Annotated in this window: 14 protein-coding genes, 1 tRNA gene and 3 rRNA genes; 12 read left to right on the plus strand and 6 right to left on the minus strand. The window is 43.4% G+C overall.

The window, feature by feature from the left end:
* Positions 1-23: 23 nt before the first annotated feature.
* Both rpoA and rplQ read left to right on the plus strand, forming a co-directional pair.
* Positions 24-1,013, plus strand: a complete 990-nt coding sequence (rpoA, locus tag GUY17_RS00920; RefSeq protein ID WP_011635663.1) for a DNA-directed RNA polymerase subunit alpha — start codon at positions 24-26, stop codon at positions 1,011-1,013.
* Between the two features lie 40 nt (positions 1,014-1,053).
* Positions 1,054-1,449 (plus strand): 50S ribosomal protein L17, encoded by a 396-nt coding sequence (gene rplQ, locus GUY17_RS00925; RefSeq protein WP_011635664.1) that lies wholly within the window; start codon positions 1,054-1,056, stop codon positions 1,447-1,449.
* 1,325 nt (positions 1,450-2,774) lie between these two features.
* Here rplQ and ccmE read toward each other — a convergent pair.
* Genes ccmE through ccmA form a run of 5 tightly spaced genes read right to left on the minus strand, consistent with a single transcriptional unit; the run spans position 2,775 to position 5,548 of the window.
* Complete coding sequence (gene ccmE, locus GUY17_RS00930) at positions 2,775-3,260, minus strand: cytochrome c maturation protein CcmE (protein WP_162022029.1); 486 nt, start codon at positions 3,258-3,260, stop codon at positions 2,775-2,777.
* Positions 3,244-3,456 carry a heme exporter protein CcmD gene (ccmD, locus tag GUY17_RS00935; RefSeq protein ID WP_162022030.1) on the minus strand — a complete coding sequence of 71 codons (213 nt, stop codon included), beginning with the start codon at positions 3,454-3,456 and terminating at the stop codon, positions 3,244-3,246. The genes ccmE and ccmD overlap by 17 nt, the downstream gene beginning before the upstream one ends.
* Positions 3,456-4,202 (minus strand): heme ABC transporter permease, encoded by a 747-nt coding sequence (locus GUY17_RS00940; RefSeq protein WP_101084807.1) that lies wholly within the window; start codon positions 4,200-4,202, stop codon positions 3,456-3,458. The genes ccmD and GUY17_RS00940 overlap by 1 nt, the downstream gene beginning before the upstream one ends.
* Positions 4,202-4,888 carry a heme exporter protein CcmB gene (gene ccmB / locus GUY17_RS00945; RefSeq protein WP_011635668.1) on the minus strand — a complete coding sequence of 229 codons (687 nt, stop codon included), beginning with the start codon at positions 4,886-4,888 and terminating at the stop codon, positions 4,202-4,204. The genes GUY17_RS00940 and ccmB overlap by 1 nt, the downstream gene beginning before the upstream one ends.
* A gap of 9 nt (positions 4,889-4,897) precedes the next feature.
* Positions 4,898-5,548, minus strand: coding sequence for a cytochrome c biogenesis heme-transporting ATPase CcmA (gene ccmA, locus GUY17_RS00950; RefSeq protein WP_101084808.1), 651 nt, complete (start codon positions 5,546-5,548; stop codon positions 4,898-4,900).
* A gap of 324 nt (positions 5,549-5,872) precedes the next feature.
* On the opposite strand from ccmA, the gene GUY17_RS00955 reads away from it, so the two are divergent.
* On the plus strand, positions 5,873-6,166 hold the full coding sequence (locus tag GUY17_RS00955; RefSeq protein WP_101084809.1) for a cytochrome c5 family protein: 294 nt from the start codon (positions 5,873-5,875) through the stop codon (positions 6,164-6,166).
* Positions 6,167-6,262: 96 nt separating this feature from the next.
* Here GUY17_RS00955 and ccmI read toward each other — a convergent pair whose 3' ends face one another.
* Positions 6,263-7,516 carry a c-type cytochrome biogenesis protein CcmI gene (gene ccmI / locus GUY17_RS00960; protein WP_162022031.1) on the minus strand — a complete coding sequence of 418 codons (1,254 nt, stop codon included), beginning with the start codon at positions 7,514-7,516 and terminating at the stop codon, positions 6,263-6,265.
* Positions 7,517-7,934: 418 nt separating this feature from the next.
* Here ccmI and GUY17_RS00965 point away from each other — a divergent pair, with 418 nt between their 5' ends.
* From GUY17_RS00965 to GUY17_RS01005, 9 genes are all read left to right on the plus strand, one after another.
* Positions 7,935-9,905: a heme lyase CcmF/NrfE family subunit gene (locus GUY17_RS00965; protein ID WP_101084811.1), complete on the plus strand. Its 1,971-nt coding sequence runs from the start codon at positions 7,935-7,937 to the stop codon at positions 9,903-9,905.
* A gap of 16 nt (positions 9,906-9,921) precedes the next feature.
* Entirely contained in the window at positions 9,922-10,476 is a 555-nt protein-coding gene (locus tag GUY17_RS00970; protein ID WP_011635673.1) for a DsbE family thiol:disulfide interchange protein, read from the plus strand.
* Positions 10,476-10,958 (plus strand): heme lyase NrfEFG subunit NrfF, encoded by a 483-nt coding sequence (gene nrfF / locus GUY17_RS00975; RefSeq protein ID WP_101084812.1) that lies wholly within the window; start codon positions 10,476-10,478, stop codon positions 10,956-10,958. The genes GUY17_RS00970 and nrfF overlap by 1 nt, the downstream gene beginning before the upstream one ends.
* A gap of 60 nt (positions 10,959-11,018) precedes the next feature.
* Positions 11,019-11,558, plus strand: a complete 540-nt coding sequence (locus GUY17_RS00980; RefSeq protein WP_162024247.1) for a TlpA disulfide reductase family protein — start codon at positions 11,019-11,021, stop codon at positions 11,556-11,558.
* A 560-nt stretch (positions 11,559-12,118) separates the two neighbouring features.
* A 16S ribosomal RNA gene (locus GUY17_RS00985) occupies positions 12,119-13,661 on the plus strand.
* A 377-nt stretch (positions 13,662-14,038) separates the two neighbouring features.
* Positions 14,039-16,943, plus strand: a 23S ribosomal RNA gene (locus GUY17_RS00990).
* 203 nt (positions 16,944-17,146) lie between these two features.
* Positions 17,147-17,262, plus strand: a 5S ribosomal RNA gene (gene rrf / locus GUY17_RS00995).
* The 16S, 23S and 5S rRNA genes sit together here with 1 tRNA gene alongside, the layout of an rRNA operon.
* Before the next feature lie 105 nt (positions 17,263-17,367).
* Positions 17,368-17,444, plus strand: a tRNA-Asp gene (locus tag GUY17_RS01000).
* 562 nt (positions 17,445-18,006) lie between these two features.
* A complete protein-coding gene (locus tag GUY17_RS01005) occupies positions 18,007-19,281 on the plus strand; it encodes a CinA family nicotinamide mononucleotide deamidase-related protein (RefSeq protein WP_101084813.1) in 1,275 nt (424 codons plus the stop codon).
* Positions 19,282-19,307 lie beyond the last annotated feature (26 nt).

Here is a 19,307-nt window from a genome sequence, read left to right on the forward strand (position 1 = left end):
GCTAACAAACAAGAGAGGACACAATGCAGGGTTCTGTTACAGAATTTCTTAAACCGCGTCTCGTTGATATTGAGCAGGTTAATTCAACTCGCGCCAAAGTTACACTAGAGCCACTAGAACGTGGTTTTGGCCATACCTTAGGTAACGCGTTGCGTCGCATCCTATTGTCGTCTATGCCTGGCTGTGCAGTTACTGAAGTCGAAATTGACGGCGTACTGCATGAATACAGCAGTAAGGAAGGCGTACAAGAAGATATCCTTGAGATATTGCTTAATCTTAAGGGATTAGCAGTGACCATCGAGGGTAAAGACGAGGCTTTGCTTACATTAAGCAAGTCCGGCACAGGCCCTGTTACAGCAGCAGATATCACACATGATGGTGATGTTACCATCGTGAATCCTGATCATGTTATCTGTCACTTGACTGGTAACAATGATATCAGCATGCGTATCCGCGTTGAGCGTGGTCGTGGTTATGTGCCAGCTTCGGCTCGTGCACAGACTGAAGACGATGATCGCCCAATCGGTCGTTTGCTGGTTGATGCTTCTTTTTCACCTGTTGCTCGCATTGCTTATAATGTTGAAGCCGCTCGTGTTGAACAGCGTACTGACTTAGACAAACTTGTGATAGATATGACCACAAACGGTACTATCGATCCTGAGGAAGCAATTCGTCGTTCTGCAACAATTTTAGCTGAACAGCTAGATGCGTTTGTTGAACTACGTGATGTTACTGAGCAGGCTGTTGTAGAAGAGAAACCGGAGTTTGATCCGATTTTGCTGCGTCCTGTCGACGATTTAGAGCTAACTGTACGTTCGGCTAACTGTTTAAAAGCCGAAGCGATTCATTACATCGGAGATCTGGTACAACGCACTGAAGTTGAGTTGCTCAAGACCCCTAACTTAGGTAAGAAATCTCTTACTGAAATTAAGGATGTTTTAGCGTCTCGCGGACTGTCGTTAGGTATGCGTCTAGAAAACTGGCCTCCGGCTAGTTTAGCTGACGACCTATAAGTCTCAGGTTAGTACAGATTTAGGTTATAAGGATTAGGTCATGCGCCATCGTAAGAGTGGTCGTCAACTAAACCGCAACAGCAGTCATCGCCAAGCTATGTTCCGTAACATGGCTTGTTCAATAGTTCGTCATGAGATTATCAAGACAACTGTAGCTAAAGCGAAAGAACTGCGTCGCGTTGTTGAACCTCTAATAACACTTGCTAAAGTTGACAGCGTTGCAAATCGCCGTTTAGCTTTCGCTCGTACCCGCGACGCTGAAGTTGTAGGTAAGTTATTTACTGAATTGGGTCCACGCTTCCAGGAACGTCCTGGTGGTTACACCCGTATTCTTAAGTGCGGTCTACGTACCGGTGATAAAGCCCCAATGGCTTACATCGAGTTAGTAGGTCGTCCTGAAGCTGCTGAAGCTGTTGAAGTTGAAGCTGCTGAGTAATTAATTACTCACCGAAAAACCGAGCCTAGGCTCGGTTTTTTTTTATCTTTTTTTAACTTCGACTTTGTTTCAAACATCATATCTTTTTAGCTGCAATCCATATCCATTTATTGTACAACTTGGTAAATGTCTACTATTTATGCGTAATCTTGTATCTGATTATTTTCACAATCGCTCTCAGCTCGGTCAACGAGATGAACCCAATACTCATTTTCTTGATTCTCTGATCCGATATGTGTCGTGCAACTCTGTTTAGTAAAATCGTATTATTGTGTTTGTATTAAGGACATATTAGCAACGTTAACCATGTCTAAGCTTAAGTCGATAATACCAAGTACAAGACGTTAAAGTTGTTCTTATGTTTGCAACAATGGCTATTCCATTTAAGCCAATACTCACAGGTTTTGAGTTGCAAACGAACCTTCAACAGAGTTGGTCGAATCAATTACTGTATGTGTAATATTTTACTGATGTAGGAATATGGCTGACGGCGGGAATGCAATGCTGGATCTGTTACTTAACATCACGTTAAGGCTGCGTATTCGACTTGATTAACGTACTTTGAAGTTATACTGAATGACTAGCTTATATGATGCCATTATTGTTAACCGTGGCGTGTAGACATGCTACATAGGTCTTACCATAACTAACTATTATCTATTTGGCATCAGCTTGGAATCATAAATGGTCATCAAATTCTCCTTTGTATTGCCAACTGTATTGCATTACTTGCAATAGGTTAGTAATGACGCACCTCTGCGCCTAGTTAAAAAAAATGACAAGTTTGATATGAAATAGGCCGAATATTGTCATTTTGCCTTACCTATCTCACTTATAAACCTGAATTGAGGTTATTTGGCATTATTGAGCTGATGTCAAAAATAGAAAATATGGATTAGTCTATAGGTTAAAGCCGTTGTGCTGTGGTTCAAAATCATTGAATCAAAACTGGAAACACAATAAATAGAAGGGTTTTATTGAAACCAGAGTTGTTCATAATCCGATAGGCTTTCATTACAGGTATGACTTACTGTGACTGGCATTGTTCAGTACGCGGAAAATAAGCATACTTTTAATAGAGACACAACATTTTCAGTTAAGCAGTATTTTACCTTAAATGGATATAATGGTTTTTTGCACCGTCACATCATTGTTTCATATTCTTGCTGAAAATCTTAATGTAAAACTGACAATAGGTTATAAACCTATGTTCAAAGTATTCTCTCCGCAATGAGTAGCTAAAATAATAGCAACTATTTGTCGATAACAATTGAAATTTCATTCATAAAAAAGCCTCCGAAGAGGCTTTTTATTACAAATAGACTTTATTTATCTTCTAGAGCTTTTTGATTATAGGTCGGTTTTTCATGCGTTTGACCCATAGCTTCAGCAACTTCAGGTGGCATGTAATTTTCATCATGCTTAGCGAGTACTTCAGTGGCCTCTAGTTTTCCTGACTCAACCAGTACACCCTGGGCAACGATACCTTGACCTTCTCTAAATAAGTCTGGTAATAAATCGTCGTATGTAACGGATACAGTCCCACCCGCTGAATCATGTACAGCAAATTCAACGTGTAAGCTGTCTGGGTCGCGTTTCATCGATCCCATTGTTACCATGCCACCGATTCGGATCCGTTGTCCAAGCTCTGGCTTTACACCCGTATCGTTTTTACCGTGGGTAATTTCATACGGTGTATAGAATAAATTCAAATTTGAATTTAGTGCGTACAATAGTAATGATGCAACAGCAGCAACGCCCGCAATCAATGCAACGGCAAGGGTTAATCTCTTTTTACGTCTTGGATTCACGGTTATTACCTCTTGTTTCTTTCAGGCGTTGTTCACGCGTTATCTTTTTAGCAATTTCGATCAGGACTTTACGTTTTTGTCTGATACTCAGGATTATTAATGTGGCTAGACAGCCGAACGTTACACCATAGGATAGCCAAACATAAAATGCGTAACCGCCCATATCAAGAAAATCTTTAAATGAATCAAATTGCATTATTTTGCCTCCTCTGCGGTTGCTAAGTCTCTCACCCAAGGGCGCATGCCATTGCGAGCAAGGATCTCTGTTCTATAGCGGATCAAGGTGATCGCTCCAATCATCATCCCAAACCCGAAGATATTAATTAACAGTGGGTATAACATATCGGTCGACATCGTCGATTTTTCTGTGATTCTAATGGTAGATGGCTGATGTAAACTACTCCACCAATCAACGGAATATTTAATAATGGGTATATTAATTACGCCGACAATCGCCAGAATTCCAGAAGCTCTAGCCGCGAGGACTTTATCTTCAAATGATGCATACAGTGATATAACCCCAAGGTAGAGAAACAGTAATACCAGTTCAGAGGTTAAGCGTGCATCCCATACCCACCAAGTTCCCCACATAGGTTTACCCCATGCAGCACCTGTTAGTAAGGCAATAAAGGTAATGACTGCACCAATAGGTGCGATAGCTGCCGCGGCCCAGTCTGCCGATTTTATTTGCCAAACTAAGCCAATAAATGAAGCCACTGCCATACCCATATATGCAGCCATTGACATCGATGCAGCAGGTACATGGATAAAGATGATTCGGTAACTGTCACCTTGTTGGTAATCTGTCGGGGCAAATAATAAACCCCAAATACTGCCTGTTCCAACGAGTAATATTGCTAGAATACTAAACCAAGGCAACAAAGTGCCTGACAGTTTATATGCCCGTTCAGGGTCTGCGTAAGAATGTAACCATTTCCACATTAGTTTGTGCTCACACGTAAAGAGGCGCCAATTGCGAAAGGTGCCAAGATTAAAGAACCGACCAACATTGCGGCAAGAATCGCAAGTTGACCATCATAAGCCATATTCAGTCCTGCAGCATCAATCGCACTAGTGGCAAAAATAAGTACAGGTATATATAAAGGTAGAATAAGTAAACTTAGCAGGACTCCTCCTTTTCGAAGTCCTACAGTCAGTGCAACACCTATCGCACCAAGTAACGACAATATCGGTGTACCTAATGCTAAAGTCGACATCAATGCACCGTAACTATTGTCTTCTAAATGCAACAGTACAGCGAGTAATGGTGCGACTAGAATTAATGGCACACCAGTAAGTATCCAATGTGCTAGAACTTTGGCCAGAACCATTAATGCTAACGGTTGTGGGCTCAGTAGCATTTGTTCTAAGCTGCCATCGTTGTAATCTGCTTTAAATAAACGTTCTAATGACAGCATAGATGCAAGTAAGGCTGCTACCCAGATAATACCAGGTGCTACTCTAGTCAACACTTGAGGTTCTGGTCCAATTCCTAAAGGAAAAAGAGTGACCACTAAAATAAAGAATAACAGCGGGTTAAAAATATCACCTCGATGTCTAATGGCAATTCTTAAATCACGTTGCAAAAGCGTCATGAATGCTGTGGTGTAACTGATTCCTCGTTTCATTCAAATACCTTATACAAAGCGATAGTCGAGAGTGATTTTACGTAGTATGGCATCACTAATAATGCTCATATCCTGATGTGTGGTTAATATTACACATCCACCCGATTCAGCATGTTGAATAAAAAGTTGCTCTAATTCTTCTACACCTTTTTTATCAATTGCGGTAAAAGGTTCGTCGAGGATCCATATTTTACAATTACTGTGTTGTAATCTTGCTAATGCAGTACGTCGATGTTGTCCCGCAGATAAATGACCTGCTAGTGCTTCTTCAAAACCGGTTAAATTGACTTTCGCCAAAATTTCAGTGGTATCGAAATTATCATAGCCACTAATTCTTAAATTGAAGTTAAGATTTTCTTCTGCTGTTAGCTCGCTTTTCACACCCGCTAAATGCCCGAGATAGAGTAAGTCGTGATTAAATTCGTCTCTACAGCGATTGATGTTTTCACCATTATATTCAACTTCACCGGCATAGGGACGTGACAAACCAGCAATAATACGTAAAAGACTGGTTTTACCGGCACCATTAGGACCTTCAACCTGGACAATATCCCCTGCATTGATATTAAAACTCAGTCCATCAAATAGAATGCGCTCTTCCCTAATACAGGTTAATTCGTTGGCACTTAATAGCACTTGTGATTGGTTTGATATGGTCACTTATCCCTCTTATTTTACTTGAGGATGAATTCGAAAAGATATTAACACAAACACTTTTATCGGTTTAGCTTTGTCACTGATTAAGTGCTAGCAATTTGATATGGTTCCAAAATTATGAATTTAGTTTGAACTTTTTCATCGATTACTAATATATTACCTGAACTACACAGATTGTCTCGATTTAGAGGCTAAGCTGAGATTGTTATCACAAAAAGATGAGTTTTTTTGCTAATTGTAGTAATCTATCCTTGCTAAAAATGAGTCTGCCTTCTAAATCAAAGGGCAGCGTTAAGCTTTGTATATTTGCAATTAGGAACGATGAATATGAAAAAATTGTTAGCAATGACTGCAGTAGCTGCCTTAACTTTGTCTGCAAATGTATTTGCTCAAGAAGGTGAAGCTATTTACAATAAAGCGTGTCAAGTATGTCACAGCATGGGTGTGGCCGGAGCGCCTAAAGTTCATGACGCTGCGGCATGGGAACCACGTCTAGCAAAAGGTTTAGATGCCTTAGTTGGTTCGGTTAAGTCTGGTTTAAACGCAATGCCACCAGGTGGTATGTGTACTGACTGTACCGATGAAGATTACAAAAACGCAATTCAGTTTATGTCTAAGTAGTTTTCAACTAAATCAAAAAACCGGCTTTTATAGCCGGTTTTTTTATGGGTTAATTTCAGTGATGCTAACTGAGAACATCACTAATATTACACAATACTATTGCACTAAGGTATCCAGAGTTAGTGCAGCATTATCACCCACTTTAATGGCTTTAATGGTACCCTTTAGGTCTCCAGGTTGCGGTTTCACGCTGCCATTTTTTGACAGTACCGCAATTATTTCGACTTCTTGTACTGAGCTCAGTGTGACATCGCCACCCATTGAAGTACTATCATCTAATGTGATTGTTGCAGGTAAACTGCTAGCACTGATTTTAGTTGCCGCTAACGGTACTTTTGGACCTTGCGTTGCTCGTGCGAAAATAAACACAGTATCGCTATCGGCCACTTTGTCTGCTAATTCTGGAGCAATAGAAACTTCAATTGCGACTGTCTTCGCATTGCTCGTAACTACTGGCTTTTGAGTTGAATCACCATTAGGCATTGCCGAACCTTCATTAATGCGCATGTTTGCAGATTCAATTGCATTCATTAATGCTGTTCTATCAACATCATCTCGATCGCTGTCTAAGATCATCTGCCAAGCATTGATAGCTTTGTTGTAGTCAGCGGTAAAGAATGCATCCATGCCAACAAGAAGTAGTGTAGAGGGGTCTTGTGGGTCTAACGCTAAAGATTGATCAATCACAGCTTGAATCGCCGGCGACATCTGCTGATTTGCTTTATAGTATAGCGCAGTCGCTTTAGGCCCAAGGAGTTCAGCTTGCGTGCCGACGAGTTCCATTACCTTATCAAATGCGCCAATGGCTTTATCATATTGGTTGGCAGATATATAAGCATGACCAAGGCTAAACCAAGCTTGGCTATCGTCTGGCTGTGCCTGCACTTTTGCTTCCATCATTTGTACCCGTTGCGACATTATTTGCGCCGGGTCCATGCCTTGATGAGGATTGCTTGCTTGAGGAGGATTGGCTAATTCGTTATAAGCACCTAAGTGTTGATATAGGTAACCGGAAACAGCCAATAAGCACAAGGTCATAAAAGCAGGCCATAATGCGTTTTTTGATTTAATTTCTACATCAAGGGAGTCATCACCTTTTTGTTGCATGTCCTGAAGTAGATTTATCTCTAATTCTTTCTTTAATGCTTCGAATTCGACTTGATCCAAAAGCTCGTCATGTAATTCTTTTTCAAGAATTGTTAACCGCTCAGCAAAAAGTTCAAGGTTAGTTTGTCTACGAACGCCAGACTCTTCGGCTTGTAACAGTTTTGTTTGGCGAAAGTGTGGAACCCAAATCATGATTAGGCCGATGAGTACGACAAGCGCAATAAAAATCCAAAATGTGGTCATTATGTCAATATTCACTTTTAGGTTAACAGAGAAAGCGGCATTTACCGCAGTGCTTGGAACTTCGATTATACGTAAAGATTATTAATTGAATAGTAATATAAGGAAGATATGAATCCAAATCCTGATAGTTGCGTACTGGTTCACAGATTGAATGGTTTGACTAACTAATAGCGAAACTTTATATCAGTAATACTGTCAGACAAGTTGCCAAAAAAATTCGTTTTGGTTGAATCGGTGTTCATAATGAGACTGGTGACCCAATTTTGTACGAAAATGGCAGACATATGTCATAGCAAGTTCTAAAATGCGTTAAAATTCGTTTAAGCTAATGTGCGTATATTAGTTTCATCGCATTAATTAGTACTGTCGTGATTTGTTTGTTTCAGATCCGCTAATTTTTTTAGACTAAGGAATACCCATGATTCCAGAACTTGGACATTTCTCGCTAATTCTCGGTTTGGCTTTTGCCTTACTGCTAGCTAGCGTGCCGTTATATGGTTCCGCACGTAAAGACCAGTATCTTGTTCGATATGCCTGGCCACTGACATACGGAATGTTTTTTTTCATCAGTCTCTCCGTTATAGCACTAGGGTACAGCTTTGCTGTTGATGATTTCTCTGTGGCTTATGTCGCCCATCACTCTAATTCTCAACTACCAATATTCTTTAAAATTGCGGCGGTATGGGGTGGTCATGAAGGTTCATTATTATTCTGGGTATTCGCGTTGTCTGTATGGACTGCATCAGTAGCACTATTTAGTAAGGGCTTAGAAGAAGTCTTTACCGCAAGGGTGTTATCTGTTTTAGCGATGATTGTTGTTGGCTTCAGTTTATTTATGATCCTTACATCAAGTCCATTTGAACGGATATTTCCTATTCCTCTAGAAGGGCGAGATTTAAATCCAATGTTGCAAGATGTTGGCTTAATCTTCCACCCACCAATGTTGTATCTAGGGTATGTGGGTTTTTCAGTCTGTTTTGCCTTTGCTATTGCAGCCCTCATGAGTGGCAGACTTGATTCTGCTTGGGCACGCTGGAGTCGTCCATGGACATTAGCGGCATGGATATTTCTAACTGGCGGTATTTCACTTGGTTCTTGGTGGGCTTACTACGAATTAGGTTGGGGCGGCTGGTGGTTCTGGGACCCAGTTGAAAATGCATCATTTATGCCTTGGTTAGTCGGTACTGCTTTAGTGCACTCATTAATTGTGACGGAAAAGCGTGGGGCATTCCGTAACTGGACTGTATTGCTGTCTATCTTTGCCTTCTCATTAAGTTTACTCGGCACCTTTATTGTACGTTCTGGTGTGCTTACGTCAGTGCATTCATTTGCAGCAGATCCAAGTCGTGGTTTGTTTATCTTGCTGTTGTTAGGTATTGCCATTGGTGGTTCGTTAACTCTGTTTGCTTTCCGAGCCAGTGAAATGAGCAGTCCAGCACGATTTGAGCTTAAATCGAAAGAAACCATGTTGCTAATCTGTAATGTGTTACTCACTGTTGCTGCAGGTACTGTGTTGCTGGGTACGCTTTATCCTTTATTGATAGATGCATTAGGCATGGGCAAGATTTCCGTCGGACCTCCATATTTTAATGCTGTATTTGTACCTATCGTATTAGTGCTATTTGGCTTTATGGGTATTGGTCCAATTATTCGCTGGAAGAAATCTAAAGCAGGCGAAATTAAAAAACAGTTACTTATTCCAGCTATTATTGCATTAGTTACCGGTGTCGCTGCTCCATTTATTGCTGGTGGCCAATTTAATGCTTGGGTGATGTGTGGTGTGGCTGCTACAGCATGGATCATGCTATCCACTTTTCGCGCTGCTTATAATATGGTGAGCGATAAAGAAGGTGGTATTAGTCTTAATCGAATTGGCCGTAGTCAATTGGGAATGCTCTTCGCTCACTTTGGTATTGCTGTGTCGGTAATGGGGGCTACTATTGTCTCTAACTATTCGATTGAAAAAAGCGTCCGTATGGGCCCAGGTATCAGCCAAGAACTAGCAGGTTACACATTTAAGTATTTAGAAACTAAAAATGTTGTCGGTCCTAACTATACCGCTCAACAAGGTCAGATTGAGATTTACAAAGATGATGAATTTATCACTTTACTCAAACCTGACCGTCGTCAATACAATGTACGGACTATGGATATGACTGAAGCGGGTATTGATTGGGGATTATTCCGCGATTTATATGTCACTATGGGTGATCCCATTAGTTTAACCGAGTTTGCGGTGCGTCTTAATTACAAACCGTTTGTACGTTGGTTGTGGTTTGGATCAATCTTTATGATGATTGGTGGCTTCCTGGCAGCATCCGATAAGCGTTATCGTGTAAAGCAAGCTGCGACAGATGAAGCAGTAAAAGCAAAATTAGCGACTGCTTAATATACTCGGAGACATTATGAAGAAGTTTGTACTGTTTATACCTTTGGTTATATTTTTGGGTATGGGCGTGTTTTTATACAAAGGATTATTTCTCAATCCTAAGGTGCTTGATTCTGCATTAGAAGGAAAGCCAGTTCCGGCTTTCCAACTTGAGCGCTTAGAAGTGCCTAGTGAAGTGTTAACTGAGAAAGATCTTCCAGCAAAAGTGTCTATGTTGAACTTTTGGGCAACTTGGTGTCCAGCATGTAAGTATGAGCATCCTTATTTGATGATGCTGTCTAAACGTAACTTGTTACCTATATATGGTATCAACTATCGTGACGAGCGAGCATTAGCTGTTAAGGAGTTAACTACTCAAGGTGATCCATACACAGTGAACATCTTTGACAAAGATGGCCGCTTAGGTCTTGATCTTGGCGTATATGGAGCACCGGAAACTTTTATAGTCGACCATAACGGTATTATTCGTTATCGCTATGCCGGTCCTATAGATCAAACGGTATGGACACAAACCTTGTATCCAATGATCCAGCAATTACAAGCTGAAGCTAAAGTCGATGGAGCATCGTAATGAAATTCATATTTAAAATGATGGTGGCTTGTACGAGTTTACTTTTTACTCTGACGGTAATGGCCACACCTGTTGATACTTATGAATTTCAATCGGTAGATAATCAACAAAGAGCATTGTCACTAGCACACCAATTGCGTTGCCCACAGTGTCAGAATCAAAACTTAGTCGATTCAAACTCTCCGGTTGCGCAAGATTTACGTCTTGAAGTGTATACGATGGTCGATAGTGGTAAGTCAGATTCAGAGATTATTGAATTTATGACCAGCCGCTATGGCGATTTTGTCTTATACAATCCAAAGTTAGACTCGAAAACTTATATTCTATGGCTTGGTCCATTTGGGTTACTTGTTTTAGGTCTCTTTATTGGTTTTATCTTTGTGCGTAAGCAACGTATACAGGCATCTGAATCGACAACCTTGTCAACAGAGCAACAAGCTGAGTTAGATGCGTTATTAAATCGTAGTAAGACAACTAAGTAACCGATTGGAGTATTAACTTTGAAACAGTGGTTTGCGTTTATTTTCACTTGTCTCATTCTTATGGGGACAGCAGGTCCGGTAAATGCATACCCAGGCATGCAAGCAGCGGCCAAGCAAACCACTGAATCAACACTCGATCGCATAAACATATTGCCGCAACCATTCCCAATTTCGCTAGTCGATTTTACTGATCTTGTTGGTCAGTCGGTTAACTTTGAACAATATAAGGGTAAAGTGGTTGTTGTGAATCTTTGGGCGACTTGGTGTCCACCTTGTGTTAGAGAACTTCCAGCACTCGATCGATTAAATCAAACTCTAAATGCACAACATTTTGCACTACTGCCTATTTCTATTGATGCTGAAGCTGTGACTATTGTGCAACCATTTTTAGAGTCTCTTGGATTAGGCCGGTTTAATTCGTATTTCGATCCGCAACAACAACTACGTGATGTCTTCCCGCTTGATACGATACCTGCAACATTTATCTTAAATGAACAAGGTGAGCTAGTGGCTTATGTTCGTTCGTACGTCGATTGGGACGATTCAAATGTGGTGACTTTCCTTGAACAGTTCCGCCAGAACGCTAAAGAAGTACAATAAACCGTCATAAAGTCGCTTAAAATACGAAAAAGGATCGCTTTTGGTGAAAAGATCGCCAAGCGATCCTTTTTTATTAAAAAAGGCCTTGCGCAAAAACGTGAGCTGCCTATAATGCGCATCCACTGACACGGCAGACAGCGCAAGCGGTTACTGAGTCAGGTTGAATTAAGTGCTTCAAAACACTGAGTTCAAGGCGAAAAGAAAGTTTGAAAAAACACTTGACGCCAACCCGGGAAAGCGTAGAATACGCACCCCAAGCCAACGACCTAGCGTCAACGGCCGCTGAATGAAAAATCGAAAGATGTTCATGTTAGCAACGTTCTTTAACAATCTAAACAAGAAATCTGTGTGGACATTCACAGGTATTGAGTTATTCGAAATTGTCTTCTGTTCTTCGGAATGTTGGCAATCAAAAAATTTAAACTCAATGCAACGATGAATGTTCATAGTAATATGTACAAACATTTAATTGATTCTTCCGAGTCTTTTAAATGAAATCAGAATTCATTGAGCCGAAAGCTTTGTTCTTATTTATAAGAGTGGTGTTTTCAAAAGAACTTTAATTGAAGAGTTTGATCATGGCTCAGATTGAACGCTGGCGGCAGGCCTAACACATGCAAGTCGAGCGGTAACACAAGGGAGCTTGCTCCTGAGGTGACGAGCGGCGGACGGGTGAGTAATGCCTAGGGATCTGCCCAGTCGAGGGGGATAACAGTTGGAAACGACTGCTAATACCGCATACGCCCTACGGGGGAAAGGAGGGGACCTTCGGGCCTTCCGCGATTGGATGAACCTAGGTGGGATTAGCTAGTTGGTGAGGTAATGGCTCACCAAGGCGACGATCCCTAGCTGTTCTGAGAGGATGATCAGCCACACTGGGACTGAGACACGGCCCAGACTCCTACGGGAGGCAGCAGTGGGGAATATTGCACAATGGGGGAAACCCTGATGCAGCCATGCCGCGTGTGTGAAGAAGGCCTTCGGGTTGTAAAGCACTTTCAGTAGGGAGGAAAGGTAATAGTTTAATAAACTATTACTGTGACGTTACCTACAGAAGAAGGACCGGCTAACTCCGTGCCAGCAGCCGCGGTAATACGGAGGGTCCGAGCGTTAATCGGAATTACTGGGCGTAAAGCGTGCGCAGGCGGTTTGTTAAGCCAGATGTGAAATCCCCGGGCTCAACCTGGGAATTGCATTTGGAACTGGCGAACTAGAGTCTTGTAGAGGGGGGTAGAATTCCAGGTGTAGCGGTGAAATGCGTAGATATCTGGAGGAATACCGGTGGCGAAGGCGGCCCCCTGGACAAAGACTGACGCTCATGCACGAAAGCGTGGGGAGCAAACAGGATTAGATACCCTGGTAGTCCACGCCGTAAACGATGTCTACTCGGAGTTTGGTGACTTAGTCACTGGGCTCCCAAGCTAACGCATTAAGTAGACCGCCTGGGGAGTACGGCCGCAAGGTTAAAACTCAAATGAATTGACGGGGGCCCGCACAAGCGGTGGAGCATGTGGTTTAATTCGATGCAACGCGAAGAACCTTACCTACTCTTGACATCCACAGAAGAGACCAGAGATGGACTTGTGCCTTCGGGAACTGTGAGACAGGTGCTGCATGGCTGTCGTCAGCTCGTGTTGTGAAATGTTGGGTTAAGTCCCGCAACGAGCGCAACCCCTATCCTTATTTGCCAGCACGTAATGGTGGGAACTCTAGGGAGACTGCCGGTGATAAACCGGAGGAAGGTGGGGACGACGTCAAGTCATCATGGCCCTTACGAGTAGGGCTACACACGTGCTACAATGGCGTATACAGAGGGTTGCAAAGCCGCGAGGTGGAGCTAATCTCACAAAGTACGTCGTAGTCCGGATCGGAGTCTGCAACTCGACTCCGTGAAGTCGGAATCGCTAGTAATCGTGGATCAGAATGCCACGGTGAATACGTTCCCGGGCCTTGTACACACCGCCCGTCACACCATGGGAGTGGGCTGCAAAAGAAGTGGGTAGTTTAACCTTCGGGAGAACGCTCACCACTTTGTGGTTCATGACTGGGGTGAAGTCGTAACAAGGTAGCCCTAGGGGAACCTGGGGCTGGATCACCTCCTTACCTATACGACTAACTCAATACCTAAAGTGCAGAGATGCATGTGAGTGTTCACACAGATTACTTGTTAACTTCTTCGGAAGTAGAGTGAAACACACCGCTTGCCGGTTAAGTGTTGTTCTTTAACAATTTGGAAAGCTGATAGTACTAACTAAAGGCGCATGAATGACGATTCGTTGTTATTGGTGTGATGATGTTAGTGCGAAAAACGTTAATGCGAAAGCATTAACACTTGAGTTCTCAAAACACTGTTTAAGTGTCTTGAATATTCTAAAAAACTAAGGCGAGTCCACTTCCTGGTCGGAGGTGAGACAAGTAAAAACCAGCTGGTCATGATATGGCCCAGATGTTCACGCAAGTGAAACTCATTTGGGTTGTATGGTTAAGTGACCAAGCGTATACGGTGGATGCCTTGGCAGTCAGAGGCGATGAAGGACGTAATAACTTGCGAAAAGCGTTGGCGAGCTAGTAATAAGCATTTGAGCTAACGATATCCGAATGGGGAAACCCAGCAGCATAAGCTGTTATCACTACATGAATACATAGTGTAGTGAGGCAAACCCGGGGAACTGAAACATCTAAGTACCCGGAGGAAAAGAAATCAACCGAGATTCCCCTAGTAGCGGCGAGCGAACGGGGATTAGCCCTTAAGTCTATGGGGTGTTAGTGGAATGTGTTGGAAAGCACAGCGGCACAGGGTGATAGCCCCGTACATGAAAACTAACCATAGATGAAAACGAGTAAGGCGGGACACGTGACATCCTGTTTGAATATGGGGGGACCATCCTCCAAGGCTAAATACTCCTGACTGACCGATAGTGAACCAGTACCGTGAGGGAAAGGCGAAAAGAACCCCTGTGAGGGGAGTGAAATAGAACCTGAAACCGTATACGTACAAGCAGTGGGAGCGGTTCTTGAGACCGTGACTGCGTACCTTTTGTATAATGGGTCAGCGACTTACATTTTGTAGCGAGGTTAAGCGAATAGCGGAGCCGTAGGGAAACCGAGTGTTAACTGCGCGTTTAGTTGCAAGGTGTAGACCCGAAACCGAGTGATCTAGCCATGGGCAGGTTGAAGGTTGAGTAACATCAACTGGAGGACCGAACCGACTTATGTTGAAAAATGAGCGGATGACTTGTGGCTGGGGGTGAAAGGCCAATCAAACTCGGAGATATCTGGTTCTCCTCGAAAGCTATTTAGGTAGCGCCTCGAGCGAATACCATTGGGGGTAGAGCACTGTTAAGGCTAGGGGGTCATCCCGACTTACCAACCCTTTGCAAACTCCGAATACCAATGAGTACTACTCGGGAGACAGACAGCGGGTGCTAACGTCCGTTGTCAAAAGGGAAACAACCCAGACCGTCAGCTAAGGTCCCAAAGTGTATGTTAAGTGGGAAACGATGTGGGAAGGCTTAGACAGCTAGGATGTTGGCTTAGAAGCAGCCATCATTTAAAGAAAGCGTAATAGCTCACTAGTCGAGTCGGCCTGCGCGGAAGATTTAACGGGGCTAAACATACCACCGAAGCTACGGGTGCATTTCATTAGAGATGCGCGGTAGAGGAGCGTTCTGTAAGCGGTTGAAGGTGAAGGGGTAACCCACACTGGACGTATCAGAAGTGCGAATGCTGACATGAGTAACGATAAAGGGAGTGAAAAACTCCCTCGCCGGAAGACCAAGGGTTCCTGTCCAACGTTAATCGGGGCAGGGTGAGTCGACCCCTAAGGTGAGGCCGAAAGGCGTAATCGATGGGAAACAGATTAATATTTCTGTACTTCCGCTAACTGCGATGGAGAGACGGAGAAGGCTAGGCTAGCGCGGCGTTGGTAGTCCGCGTTTAAGGTGGTAGGTTGATTTCTTAGGCAAATCCGGGAAATCGTACTTTAATGTACAGGCTGAGAGCTGATGACGAGTCACTAAGGTGATGAAGTAGTTGATGCCATGCTTCCAGGAAAATCTTCTAAGCTTCAGGTTAGTGGGAATCGTACCCCAAACCGACACAGGTGGTCGGGTAGAGAATACCAAGGCGCTTGAGAGAACTCGGCTGAAGGAACTAGGCAAAATGGTACCGTAACTTCGGGAGAAGGTACGCTCTTGTTGGTGATGAGACTTGCTCTCTAAGCTGACGGGAGTCGCAGATACCAGGTGGCTGCAACTGTTTATCAAAAACACAGCACTGTGCAAAATCGCAAGATGACGTATACGGTGTGACGCCTGCCCGGTGCCGGAAGGTTAATTGATTGGGTTATCTTCGGAGAAGCTCATGATCGAAGCCCCGGTAAACGGCGGCCGTAACTATAACGGTCCTAAGGTAGCGAAATTCCTTGTCGGGTAAGTTCCGACCTGCACGAATGGCGTAATGATGGCCACGCTGTCTCCAGCCGAGACTCAGTGAAGTTGAAATTGCGGTGAAGATGCCGTATACCCGCGGCTAGACGGAAAGACCCCGTGAACCTTTACTATAGCTTGGCACTGAACATTGAACCTACATGTGTAGGATAGGTGGGAGACTTTGAAGCTTGGACGCTAGTCTGAGTGGAGTCAATCTTGAAATACCACCCTTGTAGTTTTGATGTTCTAACTCTGGCCCCTTATCGGGGTTGAGGACAGTGCCTGGTGGGTAGTTTGACTGGGGCGGTCTCCTCCCAAAGAGTAACGGAGGAGCACGAAGGTTGGCTAAGTACGGTCGGACATCGTACGGTTAGTGCAATGGCATAAGCCAGCTTAACTGCGAGACATACACGTCGAGCAGGTACGAAAGTAGGTCATAGTGATCCGGTGGTTCTGAATGGAAGGGCCATCGCTCAACGGATAAAAGGTACTCCGGGGATAACAGGCTGATACCGCCCAAGAGTTCATATCGACGGCGGTGTTTGGCACCTCGATGTCGGCTCATCACATCCTGGGGCTGAAGTCGGTCCCAAGGGTATGGCTGTTCGCCATTTAAAGTGGTACGCGAGCTGGGTTCAGAACGTCGTGAGACAGTTCGGTCCCTATCTGCCGTGGGCGTTGGATGATTGAAGGGAGCTGCTCCTAGTACGAGAGGACCGGAGTGGACGAACCGCTGGTGTTCGGGTTGTCATGCCAATGGCATTGCCCGGTAGCTACGTTCGGAATCGATAACCGCTGAAAGCATCTAAGCGGGAAGCGAGCCCTAAGATGAGTCATCCCTAGAGCTTTAAGCTCTCTAAAGGGCCGTAGGAGACTACTACGTTGATAGGCAAGGTGTGTAAGCGTTGTGAGGCGTTGAGCTAACTTGTACTAATGACCCGTGAGGCTTAACCATACAACCCAGATGGGTTTTACTGATACGACTTAGTATTAGAATGAGGCGCTTAAACAGTGGTCATAAAATGCTCCATGCATTGATGACATCAAGTACATCCGTGTACTTGTCGAACTCAAGACTCTTGATAAGAGTAAAAGCAATCAGCTTTCCGAATTATTATTTAATGCATCAAGAATAGTGCGTTAGATAAACAAAATTTGTCTGGAAACCATAGAGCTGTGGCACCACCTGATCCCATTCCGAACTCAGAAGTGAAACACAGTATCGCCGATGGTAGTTTGGGGTCTCCCCATGCGAGAGTAGGTCATTTCCAGGCGCCTAATTACTCGAAAGAGTAGCTTCATTATGAAGCGAGTCTCCTAACCATGACACGTTAGCGACTTAAAAAGCATTTAGCATCGTGCGTAAGCAATTTGCTAAAGGAGCGGTAGTTCAGTTGGTTAGAATACCGGCCTGTCACGCCGGGGGTCGCGGGTTCGAGTCCCGTCCGCTCCGCCAATTACATAGAAGCCTCGTCTAACGACGAGGCTTTTTTGTATCTGAAGCTTACCCATTTTTCCCGAACAGATATCAACAGCCACAAGCGCTGCATTAATTTAGTTGGTCCAACAACGTTCCCGGTATTGCTTTGCATTCATCCAATCTATTTGGACTGTTGACTCTCAATCAATAGAAAGTGACCAGTCACGCCAGATGACTAGTTCATTCTTTATTATAAGCAGCGTCCGCACTGCCACCTTAAGATGAAGGCCTTTGCTGCAATGCAAAGGCCTTTTTCGTATGTGAAAATCAACCGCGACATTTCTGTTTCATTAAGCGGCAATAGGCCTTGTAATTTGTCCGACATTATTTTGTATTGTCTTTCATTTTTGATAATACTTTAATACATTGAATCAATATCAAAATAATCAATTTAGCTATTTTTGAGATATTACTGTTGTGTTGTTGTAATTCATTAAGTCTTTTATTGGCTAATTTTGGATAAATGCGATCTATTGTCTTGCCATTCACATATTGCTCCCCTAACTTAAGTGCCAATAGCATGGGATTAGGAATAATGATGAAGTTAGAAATGATTTGTACTGGCGAAGAGGTACTCTCTGGCCAAATAGTCGATACCAATGCTGCTTGGGTTGCGAATACTTTGATGGAGTTAGGTATCGAGATGCAACATCGAGTGACGGTTGGCGATCGAATGGATGACCTTGTTGCTGCATTCCAAGAACGCAGTAAGCATGCAGATATCATTATTGTTAATGGTGGATTGGGGCCTACCAGTGATGATATGTCTGCGTTAGCCATGGCGAAAGCTAAAGGTGAAGACCTTGTCGAAAATGTGCAATGGCGTGAACATTTGGAAGATTGGTTTACGCGTAATAATCGTGTAATGGCCAAGAGTAATTTAAAGCAGGCTTGGTTACCAGCTTCTGCTGTGATGGTAGATAATCCTGTTGGGACAGCATGTGGCTTTAGAGTGAAGCTGAATAACGCATGGTTATTCTTTACTCCAGGCGTGCCGTTTGAATTAAAGCACATGATCACTGAACAGTTTATTCCGTTTATTACTCAAGAGTTTGGTGTACAACAAAAATCGGCTTTAGAAAAATTACTTACAATTGGTCACGGTGAGTCATCATTAGCAGATACATTGTCAGACATCACTTTGCCACAAGGCATTGAGTTAGGTTATCGCTCATCTATGCCACACATTGAAATTAAGATTTTTGCTCGTGGTGAAAAAGCTATCCGTCAGCTACCTGATGTAACAAAGCAGGTTAAAGCTTTATTAGGTTGTGCGGTTGTTGCTGAAAATCGGCCAACATTAGCAGCAGAGATCCATCATCGATTATACCAATCTGGTTTTAGTCTTAGTGTGGCAGAGTCTTGCACAGGTGGCATGATCACCAGTCAATTGATCGACTTTGCAGGGAGTTCATCGTACTTGCATCATGGTTTAGTGACGTACAGTAATGAATCTAAAGTGAAAGTGCTGGGCGTTAATCCACAGATCTTAGATGATCATGGTGCAGTGTCTATTGCTACTGTTGAGGCGATGGCGCAAGGCGTACGAGGTATTCTTGATAGTGATTATGCTTTAGCTACTAGTGGTATTGCTGGCCCTGACGGAGGCTCAGATGATAAGCCCGTTGGAACAGTCGCTATAGCATTAGCAACTAAACATGGCGTATACAGTCAAATGGTCAAGTTACCAAAGCGCTCACGTCAGCTTGTGAGAAGTATGAGTACGGCAATTGCTTACGATATGCTTCGTCGTGCACTACTTGAAGAAGCCGTTATTGTTGATTACCCGTCGATACCTAGATTCGCCAAGTAAGTGTATTTCTCGCTTGCTTACCATTG

The organism is Shewanella sp. Arc9-LZ, from assembly GCF_010092445.1.
Classification (GTDB): Bacteria; Pseudomonadota; Gammaproteobacteria; order Enterobacterales; family Shewanellaceae; genus Shewanella.